Here is a 12189-nt window from a genome sequence, read left to right as displayed (position 1 = left end):
TCGCCCTATCAACGCGCGAATTGCCCAATTAGGGAAATTTCATTATCTTGGGTCTGGGCAAAGTATTTCTTATGGAGCTTGTGATGGCCGGCAACTTCTCGCGCGACCTCACCATCCGCCAGCTGCGCGCGCTGTCGGCCGTGCACGCGGCCCGCTCGATCACGTCGGCGGCCAACCAGCTGAACCTGACGCAGCCCGCGGTGACGCTGCAGCTCCGTAACCTGCAGGCGCTCGCGGGATTGCCGCTGATCCAGCGCACCGGCGACGGCATGGCGCTGACCGATGCCGGCGCGCATGTGCTGGCGCTCATCGAGCGGATCGAGGCGGCGCTCAAGGACTGCGAGCAGTCGCTCGACATGATCGCCGGCCGCAGCGGCGGCCGCGTCGCGATGGGCGCGGTCTCGACCGCGAAATACTTCGTGCCGTTCGCGATCGCGGCGTTCTCGCGCCGCTTTCCCAAGATCGAGGTCACGCTCAGGATCGGCAACCGCGAGGAGATCCGCGACGCGCTGCGCGGCTACGATCTCGACATCGCGGTGATGGGCCGGCCGCCGGCCGATGTCGAAGTCGAGATGAAGCCGCTCGGCCGGCATCCGCACTTCATCATCGCCGCACCCGATCACCGGCTGGCGCGGCGGCGGCACGTCGCGACATCGGAGCTCGCCAATGAAACCTTCATCACCCGCGAGCAGGGATCGGGCACGCGGATGCTGATGCAGCAATATTTCGAGCGGGTCGGACTGGAGCCGAAGCTCGGCATGGCGATGGACAGCAACGAGACCATCAAGCAGGCGGTGATGGCCGGGCTCGGCATCGCCTTCATTTCCCAGCACACCGTGTTCCATGAACTGGAGGATGGCCGGCTGGTGGTGCTCAAGGTGAAGGGCCTGCCGATCGTCCGGCAGTGGCACGCAATCAGGCGCACCGACAAGATCCTGCTGCCGCCCGCGCAGGCGATGCTGGACTTCCTGGGCAAGGAGGGCTGGCGCTATCTGCCCAATTCGCGCTAGCCGCGCGCTGCCACGACACCCGTTCGATCGAAAAAATCGAGTTAACGCCGTATGTTAAGCATTGAAGTTCCCGCGAACGCGTGCCACATCTTAATTGCGGTCACGCGCGGACCGTATCCCTGCGAGGGAGGATGAACTGCAAAACCAGTCCCCGCCGATGCCTGACTTCAAGGCGTTATTCGAGGCGGCGCCCGGCCTTTATCTGGTGCTGACGCAGCCTGACTTCAGCATCGTGGCAGTAAGCGACGCCTATCTGCGCGCCACCAAGACCGAGCGCGCCGCGATCCTTGGGCGCGGGCTGTTCGACGTATTTCCCGATAATCCGGACGATCCGGCCGCCGACGGCGTGCGCAACCTCCGCGCTTCGCTGGAACGCGTGGTCCAGTTCCGCCGCCCCGACACCATGTCGGTGCAGAAATACGATATCCGCAAGCCCGAGTCGGAGGGCGGCGGATTCGAGGAGCGCTACTGGAGCCCGCGCAATACGCCGGTGTTCGGGCCGAGCGGACAGTTCAGCTACATCATCCATCGGGTGGAAGACGTCACCGGCTTCATTCAACTGAAGCAGCGCGGCGCCGAGCAGGACAAGCTGACCGACCGCCTGCGCGAGCGCACCGAGCAGATGGAAGCTGAAATCTTCATGCGCGCCCGCGAGGTCGAGGCCGCGCGGGAGCAGCTCGAGGCCGAGCAGAAGCTGCGTCAGGTGCAGAAGATGGAGGCCGTCGGGCACCTTACCGGCGGCATCGCCCACGACTTCAACAACATTCTGACCGTCATCACCGGCCTGATCGACATCCTCGCCGAGGCCGTGGAACATGACGCCGCGCTGTCGTCGGTGACAAAAATGATCAGCGATGCCGCCTTTCGCGGCGCCGAGGTGACCAAGCATCTGCTGGCCTTCTCGCGGCAGCAGCCGCTGCAACCGCGTGAAGCCAACCTCAACACGCTGGTGCAGGACACCGCGCGGCTGCTGCGCCCGTCGCTCGGCGAGCAGATCGAGATCGATACCGCGCTCGAGCCCGACGCCTGGCCGGCCTTCATCGACCCCAACCACATGGCGACCGCGCTGCTCAATCTCGCCGTCAATGCCCGCGATGCGATGCCCGACGGCGGCAAGCTGATGCTGGAAACCAGCAACGTCATCCTCGACGAGGTTTATGCCGCCGCCAATCTCGACGTGCGGGCGGGTGAATATGTGATGGTCGCGGTCAGCGACACCGGCGGCGGAATCCCGGAGGGGATCCGCGAAAAGGTGTTCGAGCCGTTCTTCACCACCAAGGATACCGGCAAGGGCACCGGCCTCGGGCTGAGCATGGTTTACGGCTTCATCAAGCAGTCCGACGGGCATCTCAAGATCTATTCCGAAGAGGGCCACGGCACATCGATCAAGCTCTATCTGCCGCGCAGCATGGGCGACATGGTCGACGTCGAGCCGCCTCCTCCGGTCGACATGCGTGGCGGCCACGAATCCATCCTGGTCGTCGAGGACGATCCGCTGGTCCGCAATTACGTCAGCGCCCAGCTCGAGCAGCTTGGCTACCGCACCATGGTCACCGCCAACGGCCCGGAAGCATTGGCCGCGGTCGAGAAGGGCTTCGTCTGCGACGTGCTGTTCACCGACGTCATCATGTCCGGCGGCATGAACGGCCGGCAGGTGGCCGATGCCGTGATCGCCAAGCTGCCCTCGGTGCGCGTGCTGTTCACGTCGGGCTATACCGAAGACGCCATCATCCATCACGGCCGTCTCGACCCGGACGTCACGCTATTGCCAAAACCCTATCGCAAGGCCGATCTCGCCCGGATGATCCGGCAGGTGCTGACGCAGCCTCCCGCATCGGTGGTGGCGGCCAAGTAGCGCGGCTTGTAACGCGCTCGCTCAGGGACCAAAGCTCGAGCGGCTCTGGATCTTCCAGGCGCCGCCGAGCAGGCTCAGCACATAGAGGGAATCGTAGATCCCGATGACCGATCCGTCCTCGCGGTAGCGCGTATAGCTGACGGCGTAATGCGCCTTGGCCGGCGAGGACTGCACGAGCTTGGTCTCGTTCCAGGCGCTGTGATGCCAGCCGTCCTGTTTGCGCAACCGCTCGAACAGGTCCATCGGATTGTTGCCGGGCTGCTGATAGACGGTAACCACGCCGCCGGCGATCCGCACATGCGGGAAGTGCATCAGTGCGTCCATGGCGGACGCGTCATAGCGGTTGAGCGCCGCCATCCAGCGCGTCAGCACATCCTCGCATTTGGCCTGGTCGTCACGCGCGATCTGCGCCTCAACAGTATAGGTTGCGGCCGGCTCCGGCATCACGCGCCTCCTATCTGCTTGTTGGCCCGGTCGGCCGGCACGGCGCATCCGGACAGGAACAGCGCAGCACAGGCCCTGGCGCGCGCTGCCATCTCGCTGTGCAGTGGCGCGGGCTTGTGCCCGAACATGACGTCGCGCTGCGGCTTGAACACCAGCATACCGAGCAGCATGCCCGCTGCGGCTTCGGTGTCGTCGAGCACGATCCGCCCTCGCCGCTGCTGGACGCCCAGCCAATTCGCCAGCGCGGCGATCGAGCGCTGCATGGCCTTTTCGTAAAACGTCTCGGCGATGTCAGGGAATTTGTCGCTCTCGGCCAGGATGATCCGCTGCAGCGCGATGACCTCGGCATCGAGAATGAGCTCGGCGCAGACCAGCAGAGCGGCCTCCAGGGCCGCCGCAACATTGCGGCCATCGCAGGCGCCGAGATTCACGATAGACACGAACCGCTCCACCCGGTCGGTCACCATGCCCTCGAACAGCGCGAGCTTGGTCGGGATCAAACGGTAGAGCGTCTTGGTGGAAACGCCGGCGCGGCAGGCCACGTCGGCGATGCTGGCCGCGGCGAAGCCGCGCTCCGAGAATTCACGCCGCGCCGCCTCATAGATCAGTCCGCGTGTTTCGTCGTCGGAACGAAGCTGCGGCCGCCCGCGGCCGCGCCGTTCCGGCGCCTGCGCGGTCTGCCCTGTCTGGTCTTTGTCGTTCCGGTTCATCCGCGAGCCATGCTTTTAGATGATGACTGTCATTCTATTGACAGTCCCAATATGGGCTCTATTTTGGAAAACATCAAGTTTCCTAATTATCCCGGACCGCCGAAATCCAAATTCCTACGGTTCCCCAGAGGGATAGAGCAATCAGGAGCGCCTGCCATGAGCCAGCATGAAACGTCCTTCAAGGCCGAGAGCCAGGTTCCGGCCGAGACCGCCAAGCAGTTGATCGCAAATCCGGAGGCGGCCAAGCCCGCCGCCAAGGGCAAGCTTCGCCGCCTGCTCATGACCGGCGCAGCCCTCGCCCTGCTCGCGGGCGGCGGCTGGTACGGCTGGGATTACTGGACGGTCGGCCGCTTTCAGGTCTCGACCGACGACGCCTATGTGAAGGCCGACAACACCACGATCGCACCGAAAGTCTCAGGCTATCTCAGCGCGGTGCTGGTGGGCGACAATGAACATGTGCGCGCCGGGCAGATCCTGGCGCGGATCGACGAGCGCGATTTCAAGGTCGCGCTTGATCAATCGAAAGCTGACGTCGCTGCCGCCGAAGCTGCGATCACCAGCAAACGCGCCCAGCTCGACGTGCAGCACTCGGTAATCGAGGCGGCGCGCGCAACGCTCGCCGTGGATACCGCGAACCAGACCTTCGCCGAGCAGGAGAACAAGCGCTACACCGACCTCGCGGGCACCGGCTACGGCAGTGTGCAGAACGCGCAGCAGGCGCAGTCGCGCTACGCCGGCGCGCAGGCCGCCATCGCCCGCGACACCGCAAACCTCGCCTCCGCAGAGCGCCAGGTGGAACTGCTGAAGGCTGACATCGCCCAGGCCGTCGCGGCGCAGGCACGGGCCACTGCCCTGCAACAACAGGCCGAGCTCAATCTCGGCTACACCACCATCACCGCGCCGATCGACGGCGTCGTCGGCAACCGCACGCTGCGCACCGGCCAGTTCGTCCAGGCCGGCACGCAACTGATGTCGCTGGTGCCGGCCACCGGCGCCTATGTGATCGCGAACTACAAGGAGACGCAGCTCACCAATGTCCGCAAGGGCCAGCCGGTCGAGATCGAGGTCGACATGTTCCCCGGTCAGGTCGTACGCGGTCATGTCGACAGCCTCGCGCCCGCCAGCGGCCAGGAGTTCGCGCTGCTGCCGCCTGACAACGCCACCGGCAACTTCACCAAGGTGGTGCAGCGCATCCCCGTCAAGATCGTGCTCGACGCAACCAATGTCGACCTGCGGCCGGGCATGTCGGTGATCCCTTCCATCGCGACGCTGTCGCATCCCGCCGGGGAAACTCCGCGCTCCAGCACCTCGCCCAAGCTCGCTGTCGCCTCTTTCAAATAGGTGATGTCATGTCCGACCTCGCACTCTCCTCCCCGGCTGCTGCGCCCCGCCCAGTAGCCGCAGCAGTCGACCCCAACCGCGCCAGTATGGCCGTCTGGATTTCCATCGTCGCCGCGATGATCGGCGCCTTCATGGCGATCCTCAACATCCAGATCACCAACGCCTCGCTGCTCAACATCGAGGGCGGCATCGGAACCGGGGTCGACAACGGCTCCTGGATCTCGACGTCCTACCTGATCGGCGAGATCGTGGTCATTCCGCTGACCGACTTTCTCAGCCGGGTGTTCTCGTTCCGCAAGATCATCATTGGCTTCGCCACGCTGTTTGCGATCTTCTCGGTCGCCTGTGCCTTCACCCACGACCTGCCCTCGATGATCGCGATGCGCGGCCTGCAGGGCTTCTTCGGCGGCGTGCTGATCCCGATGGCCTTCACGCTTGTCTTCACCAAGCTGCCGAAGGTGCAACAGCCGATCGGCCTTGCGATGTTCGCGCTCGCCGTGACGTTTGCGCCGGCGATCGGCCCGACCATCGGCGGATACCTGACTGAGAACTACGGCTGGCAGACCATCTTCTTCGTCAACGTGATTCCGACCGCGGTAATGGTCATCACCCTTTCTCTCACCCTGGAACGCCAGCCGATGCAGCTCAATCTGCTGCGCGAGGGCGACTGGCTCGGCATCATCACGATGGCGATAGGCCTCGCGTCGCTGCAGGCCGTGCTCGAGGAAGGCAACAAGGACGACTGGTTCGGCTCGCCCTTCATCGTCAAGCTCGCGGTGATCGCCGCCGTCAGCCTCACTTTGTTCGTCTGGATCGAGCTCGTGGTCGAGAAGCCGCTGCTCCGGCTGCGGCTCTTGACTCAGCGCAGCTTCGGCTTCGGCACCATCTCGGCGGTGTTCGTCGGCTTCGCGCTGTTCGGCTCGGTCTATCTGCTGCCGGCCTATCTCGGCCAGGTGCAGCGCTACAATGCCGAGCAGATCGGCCAGGTGCTGGCCTGGACCGGCCTGCCGCAGCTGATCCTGATCCCGCTGGTGCCGAAGCTGATGCAGCGCTTCGACCCGCGCTTCATCGCCTTCACCGGCATGATCCTGTTTGCGGTCTCATCCTTCATGAACATCCAGATGTCGCTCGACTATTCCGGCGACCAGTTCTTCTATCCGAACATCGTCCGCGCGATCGGCCAGGCAATCACGCTGGCGCCGCTGTCCGCCATCAGCCTCGGCAGCGTCGCACCGCAGGATGCGCCGGCGGCCTCCGGGATTTCCAACATGATGCGCAACCTCGGCGGCGCGATCGGCACCGCATTGCTCAGCACCATCGTCACCAAGCGCGAGCAGTTCCACTCCAACATCATCGGCCAGTCCGTGCATCTGGGCCGCGAGGAGGTGCGGACCCGAATCGCCGAGGTCACCAACTACTTCCTCAGCCACGGCATCTCGGACCCCGCAACCGCACACAGCCAGGCGATCGTGGCGATCGGCAATATCGTGAAACGTCAGGCGCTGGTGCTCGGCTTCAGCGACGCTTTCGCGGTGATCGGCGTGGTGCTGGTGCTTGCCGCGATCGCGATCGTGCTGACCGGCAAGCCGAAGAATGTCGCCGGCGGCGGCGCGGCGCATTGATCCCTGGTTGATCCCCGGGGGCGACGGCCGGCGGCCGTCGTCCCCTCTCAGCTCGCCTCGCGCAGCTTGAAGCGCTGAATCTTCCCGGTCTGGGTCTTCGGCAGCGCTTCGACAAAAGCGATCGCGCGGGGATATTTGTACGGCGCGATCGTCGCCTTGACATGATCCTGCAACAGCTTGACCTCGGCATCGTCGCTGCGCGCGCCCTGCTTCAGCACGATGAAGGCCGATACGATCTGTCCGCGCTCCTCGTCAGGCGCGCCGATGACAGCGCATTCCGCGACATCGGGATGTCCGAGCAGTGCGGCCTCGACCTCGGGACCGGCGATGTTGTAGCCCGCCGAGATGATCATGTCGTCGGCGCGCGCCACGAATGACAGCCGGCCGTTTTCGTCGCTGACGAAGGCATCGCCGGTGATGTTCCAGCCGTCGCGGACATATTTGGTCTGCCTGGAGTCGGCGAGGTAACGGCAGCCGGTCGGGCCGCGAACCGCCAGCTTGCCGACCTGCCCCGGCGGTAACTCGTTCATGTCCTCGTCGACGATCCTGGCCTGGTAGCCGGTCACAGGCGTGCCCGTGGTGCCGGCGACGGCGCTGCCGGCGCGGTTGGTGATGAAGATGTGCAGCAGCTCGGTGCTGCCGATGCCGTCGAGGATCGGCTTGCCGGTTTTCCTGGTCCAGCTCTCGAACACCGGCGCCGGCAGCGTCTCGCCGGCCGAGACCGCGAGCCGCAGCGACGACAGATCGGCGCCCTTGTCCATCGCCGCCATCATCGCCCGATAGGCGGTCGGCGCCGTGAAGCAGATCGTCGCCTTGTAGGTCTCGATGATCCGGATCATCTCGCTCGGCGCCGCGTTCTCCAGCAGCGTCGCGGTGGCGCCATAGCGCAGCGGGAAGATCGCGAGCCCGCCGAGGCCAAATGTAAATGCGAGCGGCGGCGAGCCGACGAACACATCGTCCGGCGTCACCTTGAGCACTTCTTTGGCATATCCGTCCGCGACGATCAGGAGATCGCGGTGGAAGTGCATCGTCGCCTTCGGTTCACCCGTGGTGCCCGAGGTGAAGCCGAGCAGCGCGACGTCGTCGCGGCCGGTCTTCACCGCATCGAACTTGACCGGCTTGTTCAGCGCGATCCGGTCGAGCTCGGCGTCGTGGTTTTGCGTGCCGTCGAAATTGACGACCTGCTTGAGGAATTTGCTGGTCTTGGCGCATGCCACCAGCTCATCCGCGATGCGGCTGTCGGTCAGCGCCAGCGCAATCTCGGCCTTGTCGACGATCTTGGCCAGTTCGCCGGCGCGCAGCATCGGCATGGTGTTGACGACGACGGCACCGGCCCTGGTCGCCGCGAGCCAGGCTGCGACCAGCGCCGGGTTGTTGCCCGAGCGGATCAGGACGCGATTGCCGGGCTTGACGCCGTAATTCTCCACCAGCGCATGCGCCAGGCGGTTCGACCAATCGGTCAACTCCTTGTAGGTTCGCTGGCGTCCGTTGCCGATCAGCGCGATGCGATCGCCCATGCCCTGCTCGACGATGCGGTCGGTCAGTTCGACCGCAGCGTTGAGATAATCGGGATAGCTGAATTCGGGCCGATCGAGCAGCAGCTGCGGCCATTGCGCTGATGGCGGCAGGTTGCGCCGTGCGAAATCGTCGACATGCCCGGATGGGCCGAGCCCGGGAAATTCACCTGACATTCGATTGCCCTCGCTTTCCGTCCAGAAAGGCCAAGACCAACATCAAGATCAAGATCAACATCGAGAAGACCAGTATCGAGGACGCCCGGCAGCGTTCCAATCGCCAATCATTTTATACTTAAAATAATTTGGCGCAAGGGTGGAAATCGCGTGGCGACGGCGCGGTGCTGCAAACCTCAGATCTGTGTGAGCTGCTTCAGCCGCGCGACCATCGCCGAGTCCGGGTCGGCGAGCGGTGCGATCGCGGTGAAATGATTGGCATTGGGCACGGTGCCGAACCGCGTTGCTACGCCCGCTTTGCCCCAGACATCGGCGATGGTCCGGCTCTGCCGGTGATATTCGGCGCTCTCATCGCCGCCAACCACCGCATCGAGCGTCGCGCCTGCGGGCGCTTTCCAGAACAGCGGGCTCACCGCCCGTGCTGTGTCGCGGTCAAGGCCAAGCGCCTTGTTGATGGAGGTACCGACCAGCGGCTCGAGCTCGAACAGGCCGGAGATCGCGTAAGCAGCCCTGACCGGATTCGCCGGCAGCGACGCATCGTAGGCCTGCCAATCGGTCGCAAGCATGCAGGCGGCGAGGTGTCCGCCTGCGGAGTGTCCCGACATGACCAGCGGCCGGCCGAGCTTGGCCAGCTCGAGTGTTGCCGCGCGCATCTCGCCGATGATGTCGGCGACGGTGACGTTAGGGCAGAGGTCGTAACTCGGCACCGCGACGCTGATGCCGTGACCATTGAGGCCCCGCGCGCAGTGGCTCGACGACGAGCCGTCGAGCGCCTGCCAATAGCCACCGTGGATGAAGACCACCAGCGGCCCGTCGCGATCGCCCTCAAACAGATCGATGACGTTGCGGCTGCCCGGTCCATAGGTAAGCCGTCGCGGCGGGTGCTGCTCGCGATAGGCCGCCGAGTCCCGCGCCCAGCCGACCATCAGCGCCGGATTTTCCGGCACCCGGGCCCGGTTGTTGTATTCGACCTCGTAATCGATCTCGGCCACGGCTCAAGCTGACCTCGCCTTGGCGGAGCGCTGCGCCGACCCCTTGGCCTTGGCGAGCAGCCGCATCAGTTCGCGGATGTCCTTCGGCGACAGGTCGCCGAAGATATCGGCGATCCATTTCTCGTGGTCTGCCGCCATCTTGCGGAACTCGGCGCGGCCGAGCTTGGTCAGCCGGATGAACTGCACGCGGCGGTCGGTCTCCGAGGTGCGGCGATCGAGATGACCGGACTCGACCAGCCGCTCGACCAGCCCGGTGACATTGCCGTTCGACACCATCATCCGCTTCGACAGGTCCGACAGCGTCATGCCGTCAGACACCTTGTCGAGCTGGGCCATCAGGTCGAAGCGCGGCAGCGTGACATCGAACTTCTCGCGCAATTGGCTCCGTACCTCGCCTTCGATCAGCGTGGTGCAGGTCAAGAGCCGCAGCCACAGCCTGAGCTCGGTGCCGTGATCGTCGGGCAGTTCGACGGCTTTGGTTTCGGAATCGAGGTTCATGCGGCGATCGTGCCTCCGCGGCGGGTTTCGGTCGGACCGATTGCTTTGAGCTTCAAGCAATTCGCGGCGTCCCGCAAGGACAATTGCGAATCCTGCCCCGTACGCCGGCCGATCCTGCAATTTCTTTAAACTTCAAGCAATTGGCGCGGCGCTTGCATGTGCAACACCTGCATGCTGCGCGACGGTCGCCCTGACGCGATGCCACATCGCTTGCAGCGGTCGCGCGCGACGGACTAAGCTGAGACCAATGAGGCTGAGACAAGGGCAGCAAGCCGGTGGTTGGGGGAGAGACATGAAACATTTGACGAAGCTCGTGGGACTGGCGGCGCTGCTGGGTATCGCGGTGAATCCGGCGGCTGGCCAGGAGAAGATCAAGATCGGCGTGCTGGTGACGACCTCGGGACCAGCCGCGGCGCTTGGCCAGCAGGTTCGCGACGGCTTTGCGCTCGCGGTCAAGGACCTCGGCGGCAAGATGGCCGGCCGCGACGTCGAAATCGTCAACGCCGACGATGAGCTCAAGCCCGACGGTGCGGTGGTCAAGGTGCGCGGCCTGCTCGAGCGCGACAAGGTCGATTTCGTGGTCGGTCCGATCTTCTCCAACATCCTGCAGGCGATCCACCGCCCGGTCACCGAGAGCAAGACCTTCCTGATCAGCCCGAATGCCGGCCCCTCCAGCTACGCCGGCAAGGAGTGCAACCCGTTCTTCTACGTGACGTCGTACCAGAACGATCAGGTGCACGAGGTCCTCGGCAAGGTCGCGCAGGACCGCGGCTACAAGCGCGTCTATCTGCTGGTGCCGAACTATCAGGCCGGCCGCGATTCCGTCGCCGGCTTCAAGCTCGACTACAAAGGCGAGATCGTCGAGGAATCCTACACGCCGATGAACACGCTGGATTTCCAGCCCGAGCTCTCCAAGATCGCCTCCCTGAAGCCGGACGCGTTGTTCACCTTCATGCCGGGCGGCATGGGCGTCAACCTCGTGAAGCAGTACAAGCAGGCCGGCGCCACCGTGCCGGTGCTCTCCGCCTTCACCGTCGACGAATCCACTTTGCCCGCGCAGCAGGATGCCGCGGTCGGCATGTTCGGCGGCGCGAACTGGGCACCTGATCTGGACAATCCCCAAAGCAAGAAGTTCGTCGCGGCCTATGAGGCGGCCTACAAGGGCGTGCCCGGCACCTACGCCATGCAGGCCTATGACGCAGCACTACTGATCGACAGCGCGGTCAAGGCCGTGAAGGGCGACCTCTCCAACAAGGACGCGGTCGCGGCAGCGCTGAGGAAGGCCGACTTCACCTCGCTGCGAGGTAACTTCAAGTTCAACAACAACGGCTATCCGATCCAGGATTTCTACCTCACCAAGGTCGCGAAGCGGCCGGACGGCAAATTCCAGACCGAGATCGTCGAAAAGGTGTTTTCGAATTATGGCGACCGCTACGCCAAGGACTGCACGTCGAAGTAAAGATCAGGAGGAAACATGACGATGAAAGACGAGATCGCCGGCATCACCCGCGCCAATGAGGGCATCCAGGGCATTTCCTGGAGCATCCTCGGCCAGACCTACGTGCCGAAGAGCCGCTCCGAGCATTCGTTCTCCTGGCACGCCACCTTCCCGCCGGGCACCTTCGTTCCGCCGCACATCCATCCCGACCAGGACGAGTATCTCTACATCCTCGAGGGCAAGCTCGACTTCATGCTCGACGGCGCCGATGAATCAGCCACGCCCGGCGATCTGGTGCGCCTGCCGGCGGGCAAGCCGCACGGCATCTTCAACAAGTCGCAGCAGTCGGCCAAGACGCTGTTCTGGGTGTCGCCGACCCGCAGGCTTTACGACCTGTTCTGGGCGATCCACAACATGAAGGAGCAGAACCCGGACGACGTGGTGCGGCTCGCCGCCGAGCACAACATCCACTTCCTCCCGCCGCCTCCGGCGTAGGACGCTCCTCCGTCATTGCGAGCGAAGCGAAGCAATCCGTCGTTCGGCGATCGCGGAACGATGGATTGCTTCGTCGCTTCGCTCCTCGCAATG

The 12189-nt window shown here is 64.4% G+C and carries 11 protein-coding genes; 6 read left to right on the top strand and 5 right to left on the bottom strand.

Features of this window, described 5'->3' with window-relative positions:
• Nucleotides 1-83 precede the first annotated feature (83 nt).
• Nucleotides 84-1010 carry a LysR family transcriptional regulator gene (locus ACOIX3_RS14715; protein ID WP_207836700.1) on the top strand — a complete coding sequence of 309 codons (927 nt, stop codon included), beginning with the start codon at nt 84-86 and terminating at the stop codon, nt 1008-1010.
• 157 nt (nt 1011-1167) lie between these two features.
• Nucleotides 1168-2865 (top strand): ATP-binding protein, encoded by a 1698-nt coding sequence (locus tag ACOIX3_RS14710; RefSeq protein ID WP_342722914.1) that lies wholly within the window; start codon nt 1168-1170, stop codon nt 2863-2865.
• Nucleotides 2866-2886: 21 nt separating this feature from the next.
• On the opposite strand, the gene ACOIX3_RS14705 is transcribed toward ACOIX3_RS14710, so the two are convergent.
• Together ACOIX3_RS14705 and ACOIX3_RS14700 are read right to left on the bottom strand one after the other, a co-directional pair.
• On the bottom strand, nt 2887-3309 hold the full coding sequence (locus ACOIX3_RS14705; protein ID WP_420970529.1) for a hypothetical protein: 423 nt from the start codon (nt 3307-3309) through the stop codon (nt 2887-2889).
• Nucleotides 3309-4019 carry a TetR/AcrR family transcriptional regulator gene (locus ACOIX3_RS14700; protein ID WP_420970528.1) on the bottom strand — a complete coding sequence of 237 codons (711 nt, stop codon included), beginning with the start codon at nt 4017-4019 and terminating at the stop codon, nt 3309-3311. The genes ACOIX3_RS14705 and ACOIX3_RS14700 overlap by 1 nt, the downstream gene beginning before the upstream one ends.
• Nucleotides 4020-4175: 156 nt before the next feature.
• On the opposite strand from ACOIX3_RS14700, the gene ACOIX3_RS14695 reads away from it, so the two are divergent.
• Nucleotides 4176-5360 (top strand): HlyD family secretion protein, encoded by a 1185-nt coding sequence (locus tag ACOIX3_RS14695; protein ID WP_420970527.1) that lies wholly within the window; start codon nt 4176-4178, stop codon nt 5358-5360.
• Between the two features lie 8 nt (nt 5361-5368).
• A complete protein-coding gene (locus ACOIX3_RS14690) occupies nt 5369-6982 on the top strand; it encodes a DHA2 family efflux MFS transporter permease subunit (protein ID WP_420970526.1) in 1614 nt (537 codons plus the stop codon).
• A 47-nt stretch (nt 6983-7029) separates the two neighbouring features.
• Here the strand turns inward: ACOIX3_RS14690 and ACOIX3_RS14685 are convergent, their stop codons facing one another.
• The 3 genes from ACOIX3_RS14685 to ACOIX3_RS14675 all read right to left on the bottom strand — a co-directional run bounded on the left by ACOIX3_RS14685 (nt 7030) and on the right by ACOIX3_RS14675 (nt 10163).
• A complete protein-coding gene (locus tag ACOIX3_RS14685; protein WP_420970524.1) occupies nt 7030-8673 on the bottom strand; it encodes a benzoate-CoA ligase family protein in 1644 nt (547 codons plus the stop codon).
• Nucleotides 8674-8849: 176 nt separating this feature from the next.
• Nucleotides 8850-9665 carry an alpha/beta hydrolase gene (locus tag ACOIX3_RS14680; protein ID WP_420970523.1) on the bottom strand — a complete coding sequence of 272 codons (816 nt, stop codon included), beginning with the start codon at nt 9663-9665 and terminating at the stop codon, nt 8850-8852.
• 3 nt (nt 9666-9668) lie between these two features.
• Complete coding sequence (locus ACOIX3_RS14675) at nt 9669-10163, bottom strand: MarR family winged helix-turn-helix transcriptional regulator (RefSeq protein ID WP_420970522.1); 495 nt, start codon at nt 10161-10163, stop codon at nt 9669-9671.
• A gap of 292 nt (nt 10164-10455) precedes the next feature.
• Here ACOIX3_RS14675 and ACOIX3_RS14670 point away from each other — a divergent pair, with 292 nt between their 5' ends.
• Together ACOIX3_RS14670 and ACOIX3_RS14665 are read left to right on the top strand one after the other, a co-directional pair.
• The gene (locus ACOIX3_RS14670) at nt 10456-11622 is read left to right on the top strand and encodes an ABC transporter substrate-binding protein (RefSeq protein WP_420970520.1); all 1167 of its coding nucleotides are present in this window, start codon (nt 10456-10458) and stop codon (nt 11620-11622) included.
• Nucleotides 11623-11643: 21 nt separating this feature from the next.
• On the top strand, nt 11644-12096 hold the full coding sequence (locus tag ACOIX3_RS14665) for a cupin domain-containing protein (RefSeq protein ID WP_420971733.1): 453 nt from the start codon (nt 11644-11646) through the stop codon (nt 12094-12096).
• Nucleotides 12097-12189 lie beyond the last annotated feature (93 nt).

Origin of the sequence: Bradyrhizobium sp. B120, from assembly GCF_049075665.1 — a bacterium.
Classification (GTDB): domain Bacteria; phylum Pseudomonadota; class Alphaproteobacteria; order Rhizobiales; family Xanthobacteraceae; genus Bradyrhizobium.
Note: the sequence above shows the minus strand (reverse complement) of the source record. Positions and strands in the feature narration are given on the sequence as shown.

What these genes read in the sequence shown, in the direction of transcription:
- ACOIX3_RS14715 (WP_207836700.1), top strand. Translation starts at nt 84, where the DNA reads ATGGCCGGCAACTTCTCGCGCGACCTCACCATCCGCCAGCTGCGCGCG.
- ACOIX3_RS14710 (WP_342722914.1), top strand. Translation starts at nt 1,168, where the DNA reads ATGCCTGACTTCAAGGCGTTATTCGAGGCGGCGCCCGGCCTTTATCTG.
- ACOIX3_RS14705 (WP_420970529.1), bottom strand. Translation starts at nt 3,309, where the DNA reads ATGCCGGAGCCGGCCGCAACCTATACTGTTGAGGCGCAGATCGCGCGT.
- ACOIX3_RS14700 (WP_420970528.1), bottom strand. Translation starts at nt 4,019, where the DNA reads ATGAACCGGAACGACAAAGACCAGACAGGGCAGACCGCGCAGGCGCCG.
- ACOIX3_RS14695 (WP_420970527.1), top strand. Translation starts at nt 4,176, where the DNA reads ATGAGCCAGCATGAAACGTCCTTCAAGGCCGAGAGCCAGGTTCCGGCC.
- ACOIX3_RS14690 (WP_420970526.1), top strand. Translation starts at nt 5,369, where the DNA reads ATGTCCGACCTCGCACTCTCCTCCCCGGCTGCTGCGCCCCGCCCAGTA.
- ACOIX3_RS14685 (WP_420970524.1), bottom strand. Translation starts at nt 8,673, where the DNA reads ATGTCAGGTGAATTTCCCGGGCTCGGCCCATCCGGGCATGTCGACGAT.
- ACOIX3_RS14675 (WP_420970522.1), bottom strand. Translation starts at nt 10,163, where the DNA reads ATGAACCTCGATTCCGAAACCAAAGCCGTCGAACTGCCCGACGATCAC.
- ACOIX3_RS14670 (WP_420970520.1), top strand. Translation starts at nt 10,456, where the DNA reads ATGAAACATTTGACGAAGCTCGTGGGACTGGCGGCGCTGCTGGGTATC.
- ACOIX3_RS14665 (WP_420971733.1), top strand. Translation starts at nt 11,644, where the DNA reads ATGAAAGACGAGATCGCCGGCATCACCCGCGCCAATGAGGGCATCCAG.